This is a genomic window from Muricoccus roseus (assembly GCF_900141905.1).
GTDB lineage: Bacteria > Pseudomonadota > Alphaproteobacteria > Acetobacterales > Acetobacteraceae > Roseomonas > Roseomonas rosea.
The window spans coordinates 80386-97784 of sequence record NZ_FQZF01000004.1; the positions used below are offsets into that span (position 1 = coordinate 80386).

Annotated in this window: 14 protein-coding genes; 3 read left to right on the forward strand and 11 right to left on the reverse strand. The window is 69.6% G+C overall.

What is annotated here, in order from left to right; genetic code table 11:
• The gene (locus tag BUB97_RS04135) at positions 1 to 2001 is read left to right on the forward strand and encodes a TonB-dependent receptor plug domain-containing protein (RefSeq protein ID WP_073131790.1); all 2001 of its coding nucleotides are present in this window, start codon (positions 1 to 3) and stop codon (positions 1999 to 2001) included.
• Between the two features lie 24 nt (positions 2002 to 2025).
• Here BUB97_RS04135 and BUB97_RS04140 read toward each other — a convergent pair whose 3' ends face one another.
• The 7 genes from BUB97_RS04140 to BUB97_RS04170 all read right to left on the reverse strand — a co-directional run bounded on the left by BUB97_RS04140 (position 2026) and on the right by BUB97_RS04170 (position 8066).
• Positions 2026 to 3435 (reverse strand): MmgE/PrpD family protein, encoded by a 1410-nt coding sequence (locus tag BUB97_RS04140; RefSeq protein WP_217659567.1) that lies wholly within the window; start codon positions 3433 to 3435, stop codon positions 2026 to 2028.
• A complete protein-coding gene (locus BUB97_RS04145; RefSeq protein WP_073131795.1) occupies positions 3432 to 4346 on the reverse strand; it encodes an aminotransferase class IV in 915 nt (304 codons plus the stop codon). Before BUB97_RS04145 ends, BUB97_RS04140 begins: the two co-directional genes overlap by 4 nt.
• A 15-nt stretch (positions 4347 to 4361) precedes the next feature.
• Positions 4362 to 5138 carry an amino acid ABC transporter ATP-binding protein gene (locus BUB97_RS04150; protein WP_073131797.1) on the reverse strand — a complete coding sequence of 259 codons (777 nt, stop codon included), beginning with the start codon at positions 5136 to 5138 and terminating at the stop codon, positions 4362 to 4364.
• A gap of 2 nt (positions 5139 to 5140) precedes the next feature.
• On the reverse strand, positions 5141 to 5809 hold the full coding sequence (locus BUB97_RS04155; RefSeq protein ID WP_073131799.1) for an amino acid ABC transporter permease: 669 nt from the start codon (positions 5807 to 5809) through the stop codon (positions 5141 to 5143).
• A gap of 6 nt (positions 5810 to 5815) precedes the next feature.
• A complete protein-coding gene (locus BUB97_RS04160; protein WP_073131802.1) occupies positions 5816 to 6484 on the reverse strand; it encodes an amino acid ABC transporter permease in 669 nt (222 codons plus the stop codon).
• 18 nt (positions 6485 to 6502) lie between these two features.
• On the reverse strand, positions 6503 to 7363 hold the full coding sequence (locus BUB97_RS04165) for a transporter substrate-binding domain-containing protein (protein ID WP_073131804.1): 861 nt from the start codon (positions 7361 to 7363) through the stop codon (positions 6503 to 6505).
• A 79-nt stretch (positions 7364 to 7442) separates the two neighbouring features.
• Positions 7443 to 8066: a helix-turn-helix domain-containing protein gene (locus BUB97_RS04170; RefSeq protein ID WP_073131807.1), complete on the reverse strand. Its 624-nt coding sequence runs from the start codon at positions 8064 to 8066 to the stop codon at positions 7443 to 7445.
• A gap of 179 nt (positions 8067 to 8245) precedes the next feature.
• Here BUB97_RS04170 and putA point away from each other — a divergent pair, with 179 nt between their 5' ends.
• The gene (putA, locus tag BUB97_RS04175) at positions 8246 to 11938 is read left to right on the forward strand and encodes a trifunctional transcriptional regulator/proline dehydrogenase/L-glutamate gamma-semialdehyde dehydrogenase (protein WP_073131812.1); all 3693 of its coding nucleotides are present in this window, start codon (positions 8246 to 8248) and stop codon (positions 11936 to 11938) included.
• 7 nt (positions 11939 to 11945) lie between these two features.
• On the opposite strand, the gene BUB97_RS04180 is transcribed toward putA, so the two are convergent.
• The 4 genes from BUB97_RS04180 to BUB97_RS04195 all read right to left on the reverse strand — a co-directional run bounded on the left by BUB97_RS04180 (position 11946) and on the right by BUB97_RS04195 (position 16053).
• A complete protein-coding gene (locus BUB97_RS04180; RefSeq protein WP_073131814.1) occupies positions 11946 to 13292 on the reverse strand; it encodes a formimidoylglutamate deiminase in 1347 nt (448 codons plus the stop codon).
• A gap of 109 nt (positions 13293 to 13401) precedes the next feature.
• Positions 13402 to 14817, reverse strand: a complete 1416-nt coding sequence (locus BUB97_RS04185) for a glycoside hydrolase 5 family protein (protein ID WP_217659568.1) — start codon at positions 14815 to 14817, stop codon at positions 13402 to 13404.
• A 173-nt stretch (positions 14818 to 14990) separates the two neighbouring features.
• Entirely contained in the window at positions 14991 to 15500 is a 510-nt protein-coding gene (locus tag BUB97_RS04190) for a ferritin-like domain-containing protein (RefSeq protein WP_073131817.1), read from the reverse strand.
• A 49-nt stretch (positions 15501 to 15549) separates the two neighbouring features.
• On the reverse strand, positions 15550 to 16053 hold the full coding sequence (locus BUB97_RS04195) for a DUF892 family protein (RefSeq protein WP_073131820.1): 504 nt from the start codon (positions 16051 to 16053) through the stop codon (positions 15550 to 15552).
• Positions 16054 to 16395: 342 nt separating this feature from the next.
• Between BUB97_RS04195 and BUB97_RS04200 the strand changes: the two genes are divergently transcribed.
• Complete coding sequence (locus BUB97_RS04200) at positions 16396 to 17256, forward strand: manganese catalase family protein (protein ID WP_073131823.1); 861 nt, start codon at positions 16396 to 16398, stop codon at positions 17254 to 17256.
• Positions 17257 to 17399 lie beyond the last annotated feature (143 nt).

Genomic DNA, 17399 nt, shown 5'->3' on the forward strand with positions numbered 1-17399 from the left:
GTGACCAGGAGCAGATGCCTCCCATCGCGGCTCCTCGCCTGCGTCGCGGGAATCCTGGTTCTGCTGGCGGCCCTTCCGGCCCTCGCCCTCGGCATGGACCGTGCGGCGCTGGAGGAGCTTTTCGGCGAGTCCGTGACGACGAGCGCCAGCGGCAAGCCCCAGCGCGCCTCAGACGTGCCGCTGGGGATGGACATCATCACCGCCGAGCAGATCCGCCGCTCCGGCGCGCATGACATTCCGGCCGTGCTGGCGCGCTACACGTCGCTCGACGTGCATCAGTACAACGCCTCCGACTATGCGGTGGGCGTGCGCGGCTATGCCACGCCGATGACGCCGAGGCTGCTGGTGCTGGTGAATGGCCGGCAGGTCTATCTGGACCATTATGGCTATGCCGCCTGGGACGCGATCCCGGTGCAGCTGGGCGAGATCCGGCAGATCGAGGTGGTGAAGGGGCCGAACAGCGCGCTGTTCGGGTTCAACGCGGTCGCGGGGGTGGTGAATATCATCACCTACGATCCCTCCTATGAGCATCGCTCCAACGCGGTGGTCCGGCTCGGGACAGGGGGCTACCGCGAAACCTCGGGCGTGGTCAGCGCGCCCCTGGGCGATGGCGGCGGGCTGCGCCTCTCCGCCGGCCTGCGCGGAGAGCACAACTGGGGCCGCGGCTACACGGATTTCGAGCGCGCCTCGCTGGACGCCGGCCGCTCGCCGACCCGTGCGCAATTCGCGGGGGAAGCCGCCTTCCGCCTCGGCCCCGCCGCCCGCGGCGCCATCGATGCGAGCTTCGGCCGCAACATTGGCGCGCCGTTCGCCGATTACGGCCAGTTCTGGCGCGAGGACAAGCGCATCTGGAGCCTGCGCGGCCGGGTGGAGGCCAACACCTCGCTCGGCCTGGTGGAGGCGCAGATCTATCGCAACGCCTTCCGGGCCACCTACGCGGCCACGCCCTTCGTCACGGACCATTCCGTGACCGTCGCCGAGTTGAGCGACACGGTGAAGCTCGGTGCGGCGCACACGCTGCGTCCGATGGTCGAGTTTCGGCGCGCCACGATGGATATCGGCGCCAGCAAGGTGGTCTATGACATCGCCGCCGCCGGCGCGATGTGGAACTGGGCCGTCACGGACCGGGTCGAGACCACGCTGGCGCTGCGCTACGACCATCTCTGGCTCAACGGTTCGGGCTATGACGATCCGGCCTTTCCCTATGGGGACCGGGATTATGACCGCAACTTCGGCACGGCCACCTGGAACTTCGGCCTCGTCTGGCGCGCGACGGATGATGACACCTTCCGCCTCGGCGCGGCGCGCGGCGTCGGGCTGCCCACCCTCTATGACCTGGGCTGGCGGGACTCCTACCCGGCCTTCGGCTACCAGGACACGGGCAATCCCTATCTCGGCCCCACGGTGGTGACGGACTACCAGCTCGAGTACAGGCGGCGGATCGAAGCCATCGACGGGCGGTTCAGCATCACCGGCTTCCACCAGCGCAACCGGGGCTTCAGCAGCGGGCTGTCGGCAGCCACCCATTTCCCGCCGGATGTCGCCTATGAGACCTACACCCCCTATGCGCTCGGCCGCTCCGATGTCACGGGCTTCGACCTCTCGCTGAGGGGGCGGGCGCTCGGAGCCATCGACTGGGGCGTGGAATATCGGCTCGCCGCCGTCTCCTCCGAGTTCCGCCCGTCCCTCCTCGACCCGAAGCGCGCCTCCCCCCGCCACCTCGTCTCGGCGCGCCTTGGCTGGAGCAGCGGTCCGCTGGAGCTCAATCTCTTCGGCCGCTATGCCAGCCTGGCCCAGGGATACCGGACGGTGAACGAGGCGGATGCGGTGCTGGCGCGCAGCAAGGACTACGTCTCCGTCGCCGCGCGCATCGCCTACCGCCTGACCGACCGGATGACCCTGGCGTTGGAAGGCGAGAACCTGCTGCACGAACGGCAGGAGCAGACCTATGCCCTGAAGGCGGAGCGGCGCTTCTACCTCTCGCTGCGCGCCGACTTCTAGTTCCGGCCATGGGGCAGAGGGGGATCAGGCCAGGGCCAGGCCGCCGAGAAGCCGTGCCAAATCCGCCTGCCGCTCCAGCCCGAGGAGTTGCTCCGCCAGGGCCTCAGCAGCGCCGGGACCCAGCACGGGGGCTGCATTCTCCATGAACTTCCGCCGCACGGCCTCGGCACCGATCGGGCGTTCGCGGGTTCCGAGCGGAAAGGCGATCAGCGGTGAGGCGAAGACGCGGCCCCTGGCCTCGACGCTCACCCGCCCCGCCGGCCGCCGCAACGGGCCGCTCATCATCGCATCGATCGCTGGATCGACCTCCGCCACCACCCTCCGGGCGAAGGCGGCGAGGTCCGGCCGCGCCATCGTCTCCGCCCGGTACCACTGGGCCGCGGGGGCGATGCCATGGGCGAGGGCTGCGCAGGCGAAGGGGAAGCTGAACTGGGCGTCCACCATCGTCTCCGGCGCGGCCTGCATGAAGTCCCGCGCCAGCCCGGCGGAGGTATATAGGGTGACGCGTCCAATCTCCTCCGGTGCCAGGGCCTCCGCGCGCAGGATGTCCGCGAAGCCTTCGAGCGCCGTGTGCATCCAGCGGCAGGTGGGGAAGGGCTTCAGGCTGGCGTTCCACATCCGCCATTCGGAACCCAGCCCCTCGACCAGCAAGGCCGGATTGAAGCGGTCGGAGCCGAGCATGCGCCACAGACCGGTTTCGCCGCCCAGCACGTCGCGCGAGCCCGTCATCCCGGCGGCATGCATCTGCACGGCGCGTATGCCAGCCTCGGCGGCGGGCGCGTTGAAATCCTTGAAGGAGACGAGGGGGCGGCTCTCCCAATTGTACTTCCGCAGGCTCGGCAGGGGGCTGAGCGTGGCGGCGAGGCCGACGGCATTCTCCAGCGCCACCGCGTCCAGCCCCATCAGCAGCCCATAGGCGATGGCGGAGCCGACGCCCTGGTGCTGGCACACGCCGTAGACCTGCCGGAAACGCTCGAAGCTCGGCTGGATGGCGTGAATCAGGCGCCCGTTGATCTCATAGGCTGCCACGAGCGCCGTGAGGAAGGCCGCACCCTCCGTCGCCCGCAGGAAGGGCGCGCTGAAGGCGGCCGCGATGAGGCTGGCGCCCGGATGCCCCATGCCGCGTCCATCCACCTCGAACCCGTCGTCGAAATCGAGCGCGTTCATGGCGACCGAATTTGCGAAGGCGGCCGCTGCCGGGCCGTGGCGCCGCGCGGTGCCGAGCACGGGGCAGAGGCCCCCCCGGTGCTCGGCCGCCAGATAGGCGAGCGCCTGGTAGCTGAGCGTGGAATCCGCCCCCGCCAGGCCGCAGCCGATCAGGTCCAGCAGGTGGAGCTTGGCCTTGGCGACCAGCTCCGGCGGAATGGCCTCGAAGGTGAGGCCGGCGGCGAAGGAGGCGACGCGTTGCGTCAGCGTCCCCGCCGCGTCGTTCACGCCCAGGGCCCGAGGAAGGTCTGGTCGTAGAGGGCGGAGAGGCGTGCCGTGACGGGGCCGGGGCGGGAGGCGCCCATCGGCCGGCCATCCACGGCGGCCACCGGCGTCAGCCCGCCGAAGGTGCCGGTCACAAAGGCCTCGTCGGCCGTATAGACCTCGGCGAGGGTGAAATCCTCCTGCCGGCAGGGCACGCCGACCGTGGCACAGAGCTCGATCACCTTCGCCCGGGTGATGCCCTTGAAGCAGAAGCGGCCGGTGGAGGTGATCACCGCGCCATCCCGCACGATGAAGAAGTTGGTGGAGTTGCAGCTGGAGACGAAGCCCAGCGGATCCAGCATCAGCGCCTCATGCGCGCCGGCCTGGATGGCCTGCAGCAGGGCCTGGATGAGGTTCAGGCGGGAATGGGAGTTCAGCCGCAGGTCGAACACGTCCGGCGTGCTGCAGCGGAAGGTGGAGGTGGCGAGCTTCAGCCCGGCGCGCTTGATCTCGGGATCGGGGAGCTTGTACTCGGCCGTGACCGCGATGGTGGGGCGGCCGAGCGCGTTGCGCGGGTCCTGGTGCACGGTGCGCTTCTCGCCCCGCGTGACCATCAGCCGCAGATGCGCGCCATGCTCCATGCCGTTGCCGGCGCAGGTCTCCTCCAGGATGCGGCGCATGCCCGCCTGGTCCACGCCGATGTCCAGCGCGATGGTGCTCGCCCCCTGGTAGAGGCGCTTCAGATGTTCGTCCACCAGCACCAGCCGGCCATGGCTGAGGCGGATGCCCTCCCACACGCCGTCGCCCAGGCCGAAGCCGGCATCGAAGATGGAGACCACCGCCTCGGCGCGCGGCACGAGGCGGCCGTTCAGCCAGATCAGCACCTTCTCGTTGCGCGGGTCCTCGGCGGGGGTCTGGGCGCCCTTGGTTTCCATGTCAGCGATGTCCGTTCAGAAGGCGAAGGCCGAGTGCTGGCCGATGAAGGCGCGGGTCCGCTCCTCGCGCGGGTGCTTCAGCACCTCCTCCGGCGTGCCCTGTTCCAGGATGCGGCCCTGGTGGAGGAACAGCACGCGGGTGGCGAAGTGATAGGCGAAGCCCAGCTCATGCGTGACGAGCAGCATGGTCCGCCCCTCCTGCGAGAGGTCGAGAATGGTCTGAAGCACTTCCCCCACCAGCTCGGGGTCGAGGGAGGAGGTGGGTTCGTCGAAGAGCAGGATCTCCGGCTCCATCGCCAGGGCACGGGCGATGGCGACGCGCTGCTGCTGGCCGCCGGAAAGGCGGGAGGGATACTCCGCCGCCTTCTCCGTCAGCCCCACCTTGGCCAGGTAGCGCAACGCGCGCTCCTCCGCCTCCCGCCGCCGGACGCCGAGGACGGAGACGGGGCCCTCCATCACGTTCTGCGCCACGGTCATGTGCGGAAACAGGTTGAACTGCTGAAAGATCATGCCGATGCGTGTCCGCAGCCGGCAAAGCTCTGCCTCGGGGTAGCGGATGGTGCCGCCCTTCTCCTGCCCGAGAAGCTGGCCGTCGAGCGCGACGCGCCCGGCGCTCGGCATTTCCATCATGTTGATGCAGCGGAGGAAGGTGCTCTTGCCCGAACCGCTGGAGCCGAGAATGGCGATGCGCTCGCCTTTGGCCACGGTCAGGTCAATGCCGGAGAGCACCTCCAGCTGCCCGAAGCTCTTGCGCAGCCCCTCGATGCGGAGGACCTCCTGCGGCGTGTCCATGCTCAGGCCCCCCGGGCGTTCAGCCGGCGCTCGATGATGGATGCCACCACCGTGCCGGGATAGATGAGGAAGAAGTAGATCACCGCGACGACCGTGAAGGTCTCGAGCGGCAGGAAGGTCTGCGTGCTCAGCGTCCGCGCCTCATGCATCAGCTCATGCACCGTGATGACGGAGGCGATGGAGGTCATCTTCGCGAGCTCCACCCCGCGGTTGGTGAAGGCGGGGATCATGCGGCGGATGGCCTGGGGCAGGATGATCCGGCGCATCAGCGTCCAGTAGGACATGCCGAGAGCGCGCCCTGCCTCCCACTGGCCGGCCGTGATGGATTGCAGGCCGCCGCGGTAGATCTCGGCGCAATAGGCGGAGGTGTTCAGGCACAGGCCCAGGCTGGCCGCCAAGAAGGGCGTGGTCTGGATGCCCGTGAGGACGGGGAAGGCATAGTAGAACCACACGAGCTGCACGAGCACGGGCGTGTTGCGGAAAACCTCGATGTAGGCTGTGGCCGGCCAGTTCAGGATCTTGCGCGGCGAGCCGCGTGCGATGCCGAGGAACAACCCCACGACCAGGGCCAGGACGAAGGCGATGACCCAGAGGGCAACAGTCAACCAGATGCCGCGCAGCAGCAGGTCCGCGTTGCGGAGGATCTCGAGGAAGTCGAACTCGTAATCCATGCCGGGCTACCGCCGCCCGCGGTGCAGGACCGCCTCCACCCGCCGCATGCCGAGGCTGGCGAGGAAGAGGACGAGGAAGAAGATCACGGCCACGGCGCTATAGGTCTCCAGCGGCCGGAAGCTTTGCGACGCGATGACCATGGCGCGATAGAGCAGCTCCCCATAGGCCAGGGTCGCGGCCAGGGCGGTGGTCTTCACCAGCTCGAAGGAGCGTTCCATCAGCGGCGGGATCATGCGGCGCACGGCCTGCGGCAGGATGATGCGGCGCATCAGCCGCGCCTCCGTCATCCCCAACGCGCGCCCAGCCTCCCACTGCCCCTTCTCGATCGAGATGATGCCGGCGCGGAAGATCTCGGCGAAGAAGGCGCCGGACTGGACGGAGAGCGCGAGCAGCGCGGCCCCGAAGGGACTCATGCTGATGTTCAGCAGGATCGGCAGGCCGAAGAAGTACCAGAAGAAGTGCAGCAGGGGCGGCGTGTTCCGGTAGAACTCGATCACCGCCAGGGCGAGCACGGACAGGACGCGCGAGCGCGAGAGCCGCAGCAGCGCGAGCACGAGGCCCAGCGCCAGCCCGGCCGCGATGGACCAGCCGGAAAGCCAGAGCGTGTTGCCGAGCCCCTCCAGGAGGGGCCCGGCATTGCGCCAGACCGGCGAGAAGTCCCAGTCGTATCCCACGGCCGGTCGTGCGCCGCGTCAGCCGCGGCTCTGCCACATCTCGCGCATCACGGGCGGGGCCTGGCCCGCCTCGACGCCGCGGAAGGCGAGGTATTCCTCGTAGATCTTCTGCGTCTCTCCGGTGGAGTACAGATGGGCGAGGGTCAGGCCCAGCCAGTCGCGCCAGGACTTGTCCGCCTCACGCCGCACGCCGGCGCTGGTGCTTGCGGCGCGCACCGGCTCGGGCAGCAGCACCGTGCCGCGGCGCACCCGGGCACGCAGCATCACCAGTGCGGGATGGAAGAGGGAGATGGCATCCACGCGCCCGGCCTGGAAGGCGGCGGCGGTTTCGTCCGCCGTCGGGAAGCGCTCGATCTGCGCGCGGGGCAGGCGGGCCGTCACGTCGCGGTCCGGGGAGGTGCCAAGGACGACGCCCAGCCGGATCTCCGGCTTGTTGACATCCTCCCAGGCCTTCACCGTCAGCCCGGGGCGCACCAGCAGGCCCTGGGCGTAGTAGAACATCGGCTGCACCGGGAAATCGACAGCCAGGGCACGCTGCGGCGTGGCATCGAGCACGAACATCACGTCGAACTGGCCGGCCTGCAGGCCCGCCACGGCATTGCCCCAGGTGGTCTCCACCGGAACGGGCTTCACGTTCAGCTCGCGGGCGATGGCGACCGCGACGCCCCAGCCGATGCCGTGCCACTGCTCGCTGCGCTGATCGCGGAAGAACCAGGGCTCGCCGGGGGCGACGCCGACACGCAGCTCGCCGCGGTCGCGGATGGCCTGCAGCGTGTTGCCCGCGCCCTGCGCCACGGCAGGGGCCGCAAGCGGCGCCGCGGCGAGGACGACGGCGCCGCCGCCCAGGATGGCCCGACGGCCCGAATTGCTCGTTCCCATGCTCACCTCTCCTCGGCGGGGCCTGTAAGGCACCAGAAAGTTTCTTATCGGAAACACTGGACCGCCGCTCACGGCCTTGTCAACCAGGGGTGCCAGCCACTAAACCGAGGACGTCGCTGCTCGAGCAGACCCAGAAGACCTCCGCGTCCTCCACGCCGTGCAGCACGCAGACATGACCCATGGTGCTGTCGAAATAGGCGCAGTCGCCCTCCCTCAGCACCACGGGCTCATAGAATTCGGTGTGCAGCTCGACGGCACCGGACAGGATGAGCAGCACCTCCTCGCCCTCATGGCTCATCAGCGGGCTGAGATCCGTGCGGGAACGGGCGAGGATGCGGGCCTTCATCGGGATCATCTTCTTCCCGATCAGGTCCGTGCAGAGCATCTCATAGGCATAGGTACGGGTCCGGTAGATCTTGCCCCCGCCCTTAGGCGTAAGGGAGCGCCGCCCGCCCGGACTCTCTTTCTTGGTGTCCGAGAAGAGTTCCGCGATGTCCACGCCGAGGCCGCGCGCGAGCCGCACGATGTTCTCATAGGTGGGCGAGAGCTGGTTGTTCTCGATCTTGGAGACAGAGGAGATCGCGATCCCGCTGCGCTCCGCCACCTCCCGGATCGTCAGCCGGGCCGCCGCGCGCAGGGCCCGCACGCGCAGGCCCAGGCTGCCCTCCGCGGGCGCGGGCGGAATGCGCGCTGCACTCGACATGGTTCGTCACCTCCTGGCGGTCCGTCACGGACCTCATCCGGGTCCGGCGAACCAATCCTGGAAAGCCTAATGCGCTTCTTATTGGCGATCCAGTTTTCTTATGCGAAAATCCAGCTCGCGGACCGGCGGCGGCCTGACCCGATAGGGCAGGCCCCGGCAGCCCCGGTCCGGAGATCCGCATGTCACACACCGCCACCGATCTGGCTTCCGCCCCGGTCCCCTTCGCGGCCCTCGCGGAGGAGCTGGTCCCGCCCACCGACCTCCGCACTGCTGTCACGGCCGCCTATCGCCGGCCGGAGGAGGAATGCGTCGCCGCGCTCCTGCCTGCCGCAACCCTGAAGGCGCCAGAGGCCACCGCCGCCAGGGCGCTCGCCCGCCGGCTGGTGGAGGCCCTGCGGAGCAAGGGCGGCCGCAGCGGCGTGGAGAGCCTGATCCAGGAATTCTCGCTCTCCAGCCAGGAGGGCATCGCGCTGATGTGCCTGGCGGAGGCCCTGCTGCGCATCCCGGACCGCGCGACGCGCGACGCGCTGATCCGCGACAAGATCGGCGGCGGCGACTGGCGCGCCCATCTGGGCCACAGCCCCTCCATCTTCGTCAATGCCGCCACCTGGGGATTGGTGGTGACCGGCCGCCTCACCGGCACGAACAGCGAGACGGGGCTGACCGGCGCGCTGACCCGCCTGATTGCGCGCGGCGGTGAGCCAGTGATCCGCAAGGGCGTGGATCTCGCGATGCGGATGATGGGCGAGCAGTTCGTCACCGGCCAGACCATCGAGGAGGCGCTGGCGAACAGCCGCAAGATGGAGGCGAAGGGCTTCCGCTACTCCTACGACATGCTGGGCGAGGCCGCGACGACGGCCGAGGACGCCGCGCGTTACCTGCGCGACTACGAGACGGCGATCCACGCCATCGGCAAGGCCTCCGCGGGACGCGGAATCTATGAGGGGCCCGGCATCTCCATCAAGCTCTCTGCCCTGCATCCACGCTATTCCCGCGCCCAGCGCGCAAGGGTGATGGGCGAGCTGCTGCCGCGCGTGCTGGGCCTCGCGGTGCTCGCCCGCCGCTACGACATCGGCCTGAACATCGATGCGGAGGAGGCCGACCGGCTGGAGATCTCGCTCGACCTGCTTGAAGCGCTGTGCGAGGCGCCGGAGCTGTCCGGCTGGAACGGCATCGGCTTCGTGGTGCAGGCCTATCAGAAGCGCGCCCCCTTCGTGCTGGACTGGATCATCGCGCTCGGGCGCCGCACGGGGCACCGGCTGATGATCCGGCTGGTGAAGGGCGCCTATTGGGACAGCGAGATCAAGCGCGCACAGCTGGACGGGCTGGAGGACTTCCCCGTCTTCACACGCAAGATCCACACGGACATCTCCTATCTCGCCTGCGCGCGGAAGCTGCTGGCGGCGCCCGATGCGGTCTTCCCGCAATTCGCCACCCATAACGCGCAGACCCTGGCGAGCATCCACGCCCTGGCCGGCGCCAACTTCTATGCCGGGCAATACGAGTTCCAGTGCCTGCACGGCATGGGGGAACCGCTGTATGAGGAGGTGGTGGGGCGCGACAAGCTGAACCGCCCCTGCCGCATCTACGCCCCCGTGGGCACGCATGAGACGCTGCTGGCTTATCTGGTCCGCCGCCTGCTGGAGAACGGCGCGAACTCCTCCTTCGTCAACCGGATCAACGACCCCGCCGTGCCGGCGGAGGAGCTGACGGCGGACCCCGTGGAGGCGGTGCGCGCCGCCGGGCCGATCGGCGCGCCGCATCCGCGCATCTCCCACCCGCGCGCCCTCTTCGCCAAGGAACGGCCGAACAGCGCGGGCTTCGACCTGTCCAACGAGCTCGGCCTCACGGCGCTCTCGGCGCGGCTGCGCGAAGGCGCCTCGGCCGCGCTGCGGGCCGCCCCCATGCTGGGCGACGGCGAAGCGGGCGGCACGGCCCGCGAGATCCGCAACCCAGCCGACCATCGCGACCTCGTCGGCCGTGTGGTGGAGGCCACGCCGGCGGTGGTGGACTCCGCGCTGGCCCAGGCGGTGGAGGCCGCCCCCGGCTGGGCGGCCACCGCGCCGGCGGACCGTGCCGCCCGTCTCATGCGCGCGGCGGAGCTGATGGAGGCGCGCCTGCCCCAGCTGCTCGGCCCCATCGTTCGGGAGGCCGGGAAGTCCTTCTCCAACGCCATCGCCGAGGTGCGGGAGGCGGTGGACTTCCTGCGCTACTATGCGGCGCAGGTGCGCGACGGGTTCCACAACGACACGCACCGGCCGCTGGGCCCGGTGGCCTGCATCAGCCCCTGGAACTTCCCGCTGGCCATCTTCACCGGCCAGGTCGCGGCGGCGCTGGCGGCGGGCAATGCCGTGCTCGCCAAGCCGGCGGAGGAGACGCCGCTCACCGCCGCCCTCGCGGTCGGGATCCTGCGCGAGGCCGGCGTGCCGCCCGCGGCCTTGCAGCTGCTTCCTGGCGAAGGGCCGGTCGGGGCCGCGCTGGTGGCTGATGCCCGGGTGCAGGGCGTGATGTTCACCGGCTCTACCGACGTGGCGCGGCTGATCCAGCGCGAACTGGCGAAGCGGCTGAACCGGGATGGGCGGCCCGTGCCGCTCATCGCGGAGACCGGCGGGCAGAATGCGCTGGTGGTGGACAGCTCGGCCCTGCCGGAGCAGGTCGTCGCGGATGTGCTCGCCTCGGCCTTCGACAGCGCGGGGCAGCGCTGCTCCGCGCTCCGCGTCCTCTGCCTGCAGGAGGATGTCGCGGACCGTGTGATGACCATGCTGCACGGAGCGCTGGCGGAGCTCTCGGTCGGCAACCCCGATCGCCTCTCCACCGATGTCGGCCCGGTGATCTCGGAGGAGGCACGGCGCGGCATCCAGGCGCATGTGGATGCCATGCGGGTGCGCGGCCGAGAGGTGCAGGCGGTGGCCCTGCCCGAGTCCAGCCGCCACGGCACCTTCGTCGCTCCCACCGTCATTACCATCCCGGACCTGGCGGAGCTGGAGCGGGAGGTCTTTGGCCCCGTGCTGCACGTGCTGCGCTTCGACCGTGAGGAGCTGGACGCGCTGATCGATTCGATCAACGCCACGGGCTACGGCCTGACCTTCGGCGTGCATTCGCGTATCGACGAGAGCATCGCCCGGGCGACCGGCCGCGCGGCGGCGGGCAACATCTATGTCAACCGCAACCTGATCGGCGCGGTGGTCGGCGTGCAGCCCTTCGGTGGCCATGGGCTCTCCGGCACCGGGCCGAAGGCGGGCGGGCCGCTCTATCTCCGCCGGCTGCTCGCGGCCTGCCCGGCCGAGCCGCCCTTGCCGCCGGTCGCCGACCCGGCCCCGGCGCTGGGCGCCTGGCAGGACTGGCTGCGCGCGCAGGGGCACGGCGATGCGGCGGCGCGCTGCGAGGCCTTCGCCCGGCGCTCCCGCCTCGGGCTCCGCACCGTGCTGCCCGGGCCGGTCGGGGAGAGCAACGTCTATGCGCTGCATCCGCGCGGCGCGCTGCTCTGCGTTCCGGCGACGGAGCTGGGGCTGTTCGTGCAGATCGGCGCGGCGCTCGCCACCGGCAACACCGCGCGGGTTTTCGCGCCGGCCGCATGGGGCGAGGCCATGGCCGCCCTGCCCCCCATGCTGCGCCGGCGCGTCTCCCGGATCGGGGCCGCGGATGCGGCGGGCTGCGCGGCGGTCCTGTTCGAGGGAGAAGCCGATGCGCTGCTCGGCCTGAACCGGCAGGTCGCGGCGCTGGAGGGACCGATCCGGCTCGTCTTTGGCCTGACGCCCGGGGCGCTTCGCGCCGGCGAGGACTACCCGCTGGAGCTGCTGCTGGCGGAGCAGTCCATCAGCACCAACACCGCCGCGGCGGGCGGCAATGCGGGGCTGATGACCATGGGGTGAGGCGCGGTCAGCGCGCCGCCAGCAGGCGGTGCATCGTGGCGGCGTAACGTGCCGCCACGGCATCCCGCGCGACATGCCGGCCGTCGCGCACCACCGCACGCCCGGCGCACCATACGGCCGCCACGCCCCGGTCCGCCTCCGCGAAAATCCAGCGGTCCAGCGCGTCCTCCCTCGCGCCGGGGGCCTCGCGCAGGGCGACGAGATCCGCCGGCGCGCCGGGCTGCAGGGCAGGCGTGGCCTCGCCCAGGGCGCGCGCCCCACCGGCCAGGGCCGCTTCGAACAGGCTTTGCCCGGTGGAGGCGCCGGGTGCCCGCGCCATCAGGTTGCGGCCGCGCCGGGCCAGGCGCTGCGAATACTCCAGCATCCGCAATTCGCCATTGGCGGCGATGGAGACGTTCGAATCCGTCCCCACGCCCCAGGCGCCACCGGCCGCGCCCCAACCGCCCGCATCGAAGACGCCATCCCCGAGATTCGCCTCGGTCACGGGGCAGAGGCCGGCCGTGGCGCTGCTGCGGGCGAGGCGGGCGGTCTCCTCGGGCTGCATGTGGGTGGCATGAACGAGGCACCAGCGCGCATCGGCTCCGGCATGGTCGAGTAGCCATTGCACCGGGCGAGCCCCGCTCCAGGCCAGGCAATCCTCCACCTCCCGCACCTGCTCCGCCGCATGGATATGCACGGGGCGGCCGGGCAGCATGGAGGCGACAGCCGCCAGTTCCGACGGAGTGACCGCCCGCAGGCTGTGCGGCGCCACGCCCAGCCCCGCCCCTTCCAGCCCGGCCACGGCCCTTGCGCTGCCCTCCAGCAGGCGGGCGAAGCCATCCAGCCCGCTGACGAAGCGGCGCTGGCCCGGCGTGGGCGGAAGGCCACCGAAATTCGCATGCGCGTAGAAGACGGGAAGAAGCGTCAGCCGCAATCCCGCCTGCGCGGCGGCGGCGGCGATGCGGAAACCCATCTCCGCGGGCTCTTCATAGGCCGCGCCGTTCTCCGCGTGGTGGAGGTAGTGGAACTCGCCCACCCGGGTGAAGCCGGATTCCAGCATCTCGACATAGGCGAGGGCGGCGATCGCCTCCACATCCTCCGGTGTCATCACGTCGAGCGAGCCGTACATCACCTCGCGCCAGGACCAGAAGCTGTCCTCGCCGGGTCCGCGCCGTTCGGTGCGGCCGGCGATGGCGCGCTGGAAGGCGTGGGAGTGCAGGTTCGGCAGCCCGGGCACCGCCGCCCCATGGCATTCGGCATCCGCCGGCGCCGCCTCGCTGGCGGAGACCGCGGCGATCCGCCCGTCCTCGATACGGATGAGAACGTTCCGCGCCCAGCCCTGGGGCAGCAGCGCGGCGCGGAAATGCAGATTCATGGAAAGGCTCCGCCTTCGCCGGGCGCGGCTTGCAGCCCCCGCGCAGGCCCGGTGGAATGATCCGGCGAGGATGTCCCGCGAGCTATGGGGAGGCAAGGGGAGCGGCCCCTCAGCCCTCCGCCCTGCGGATGGCGATTGCGACATCCGCCCGGGACAAGGTGACGGCCAGTTCCAGCCCGGCTTCGCCTCCCGCAAGGGCCTCCAGCCGCGCCTCCTCGCGCCCCGCCCGGGTGTCCCAGAGGATCACATGGTACCGGCCAGGGCGAAGCCCGGGCACGGTGAGGCGCGCCTGCACCTCTCCGCTCTCCGCCACCCGGCGCAGCCCCGCTTCCGGCTCGCGCAGCGCCCTGCGCACCAGCCACAGCACGGCCTGCTCCTCATCCGCGCAGCCCAGGGCGTGGATGTCACCGGCCGAGACCGTGATCTCGTCATTCAGGTTGCGGCGGCGGAAGCTCGTCCAGTCGATCAAGGGCAGGAAGCCGGACAGCGCCTTCTGGGCGGCCCGCATCCCCGGCGTCAGCACATGCGGCCGGCGGTTGGGCCAGCGCATGCCGCCGCCCGCTCCGCCGGAGGCGAGATGCGCCCATTGGATGTGCCGGAAGTACTCGTCATCGAAGGCTTCAGGCAGGTTCCGGTGCTTGTCCTTGAAGCGGTGGATCGGCCCGTGCTCCGAATCGAAGAACGCGCGCTGGTCCGTGATATGGGCCAGGGCTTCGCGTGTCAGCCGCGCGGCGCTTAGCGCCGGCGCGAGCGTGTCCCGCGGGTCGTCGATCGTCCCCTCTTCGTAGAAATGGCTGTTCGCGAAGTCGAGCCGGGGGTGGCGAAAGATCGGATCAGCGATCCAGGGCTTCCAGGCCAGCTCGGGGCCAAAGACGGAGACGCATTGCAAATGCGCGCGCCCGTGCAGCCGCGTCTCCAGGTCGCGCAGGAAGGGGCTGACATCGTCGATATAGTCGGCGAAGGCAGTGGGCCGGTTGTCCGCCTGGGCCGGATGCATCTCATTCCAGAGGTCCCAGGCGAAGATCACGCCGCTTCCGCCCCAGCGGCGGGTGGCGAAGGCCAGCCGTTCCTTCAGCAGGGCGCGCGTGGCCGGGCAAACCATGAGCTGGGAGCGGTCGGCGCAGGGCCCGCCATTCGCCTGGTTGTACGGGTGGCGCTCCCACCGAACCCAGGTGAAAAAGGTGTCCAGCGGCGTCAGCAGCACCCGCATGCCGTTGCGCTGGCAGATGGCGAGAAGGTCGTCCCAGAGCTGGACCATCGCCGGCACGAAGCGCCCCGCCGGCCGCTCGATATAGCGGTGCTCCGTATGGGCGTATTCGAGCATCAGCCGGAGGCAGGTCACGCCATGGTCGCGGAGGTAACGGACGTGGCGCTCCACGGCGGCCAGGTCGCGGCGCCGGAAAAGGCTGGCCAGTTCCGGCCAGGTGATGGCATCGTTCTGGCCTACTGGCGCCCAGGCCGCCCCATCCTCCGTGATGAAGTAGGGCGCATCGGGTGCGCGGTGGATCCAGGCAAGGCGATCCACCCCGGTGTTCTGCGATGTGGATCCGGCAGGATCCGGCTCGAGCTGAAGCAAGCGATCCGCGAGGCCGTCCGTCACGCTTTACTCGTCCCCCTCATGACAGCGGGGCGTGCCGCAGGTCCTCCCGCGGAAGGAGAACTCGGGCGCCACGCCCCGCCGACGTCACGTCAGACCGGTCAGATACCGGCCGTCGTCCCCCCGATGGTCCGCATCGCATACTTCCGCACGATGGGCTCCAGGTTGTCGGCGCACCACTGCGCCATGCGCTCCTCCTCCTGCAAGGACTGGCGCAGGGCCGTGGGCGAGGTGTTGTCGCCCGCGATCTCCGCCAGCACCAGGAGACCCTTGTAGGAGGCGATCTCGAAGTGCTCGAAGGCGTAGTTCGCGAAGCTGTTCTTCAGGATCTCGTCCTGCATCGGCGCGTGGGACAGGGCGGCGATGTTGCCCATCAGGCCAGTGATGAAGTCCTTCACCGTGGAATTCGAGCTGCCGAGGGTCTCAAGGATCGTGTCCAGCCGCTCGCGCTGCTGTTCGCTTTCCGTGATATGCCGGCGGAGGGCCTGCTCAACCTCGGGGTAGTTCTCCAGCCGCTCCACCTGGCGGGAGAGGAGCTCGATCGCCTGAGTCTCCAGTGCGCGGGCATTGACGAGGCCGGTGACGTAAAGGTCGCGGGCACTTTCCTGCATGAACTCTTCCTTCTTTCTGGTCGGGACGGGGTGGTGCGCGGTCCGCCGGTCAGGCGGCTTCCTGCTCCATCTCCAGCGCCGCCGGCAGGATGCTGGCGCGCGTGACATCCGTGAGCTGCTGGTCCTGCGCCTTCTCTTCGGCGAGCGTCTGCGCGAGCAGCTCGGCGACCTCGGTCTGCCCCATCGCCTTGGAGAGCTCGACCATCGTCCCGTAGGCCGCGATCTCGTAATGCTCCATGCGCTGCTGGCTGGCCACGATCACCAGGTCCATCACCGGACCCTTGTCCTGCTCCTCCATCTCATGCATCGCCTCCTCGACGAGGCCGCGCATCGCCTCGCACACCTTGCGGCCGGGGCGCGCGCCCATCTTGTCCAGCGCCTGCTCCACGCGGTCGCGCTGCTCTTCGCTCTGCGCGATATGGGCCTCGATCCCCTGCTTCAGCTGGGGGTCAGACGCCTTGCGCAGCGTCCTCTTCATCGCCTGGATCGCCTGCTTCTCCGCGCTAAAGGCATCCTTCAGCTGGTCGACCAGCATCGTCTGCAGTTCGCTCATTCGTCACATTCTCCGGGAAGGGTGGAAGCACCACCGAGACCCTTCGAACGCGCCAGCATCAGACCGGTTCAGCGGCCCACGACATTTCAGATGGATGACGAAACTAACATGGGTTAATCGCATGCGCCGCAGCTCTCGGAATACTCGCTTCTCGCGCGTTGCGCACCCGCCGGGCTTCGACTCCGCGGCCTTGTTGCTCCTCTGGATGAGCGGCTCCGTCGTCAGTGAAAAGCGGTCAAAGCTGCGTGTCCATCATCCTAAGTTAAGCCGGATGCTTCGAAACCGCCCCAAGGAGAACGGAGTTACGAGCCTGCACCGGCTCGCTTGCCACAGGATTCCCTCATGTTCTTCTCCACCCCTCGCCTGCAATACCCTGTTCGAGTGGATCGGCCCAATCCCGTTTTCGCAAGGGCCTTGCAGCAGGCGATCGGCGGCGTCGAAGGCGAAATCCGCGTGATGCTCCAGTACCTCTTCCAGTCCTGGGGCGCGCGGGGGCCGATGAAGTATCGTGACATGCTCCTCAATACCGGCACGGAGGAGATCGGGCATGTCGAGATGCTTTCCACCGCCGTCGCGCTGAACCTCGAAGGCGCGCCACTCTCCTTTCAGGAGGAGATGTCCGCGGATCCGATGGCGGGCGCCGTGCTGAACGGCATGAACCTCCGCCACATCCTCTCGACCGGCCTTGCCGCCACGCCGGAGAACTGCAACGGCGTTCCCTTCAACGCCAGCCATGTCTATGCGAGCGGCAACCTGGCCGCGGACATGTATGCGAATGTCGCCGCGGAGGCGACCGGCCGCGCCCTCGCGGTGCGGCTTTACGGCATGACGGATGATCCGGGCATGAAGGACATGCTGTCCTTCCTCATCGCCCGCGACACGATGCATCAGCAGCAATGGCTGGCCGTGATCGAGGAACTTGGCGGCACCGCGGCGCTGCCGATCCCGAACAGCTTCCCGCAGGCGCAGGAGAAGGGCGAGTTCGCCTACGCCTTCTTCGTCCACAGCGCCGATGGCATCGCGCCCGAGGGGCGTTGGACGACCGGTACGTCGCTCGACGGCAAGGGCCAGTTCGAGGCGATGATCTCCAAGCCGCTCGGCGAGGTTCCGCAGCTCGCGCCGGCCCGCCCCGATGGCGGCGCCCAGGCGGAGCAGACGACCATGCAGCCCCCGGCAGGCGTGCCTGGCGGCACCATCTCCTAACGCGACATCACACCGGGTTTGAGGCCGGCCACCGGTGGGCCGGCCCTTCCTCCCTCGAGAAGCAGGAGCCGTCCCATTCTTTCCTTCCCGTCCGAGGCGCAGGTCTCGAAGCCGCTTCTCATCTGCTTCTCGCATCTGCGCTG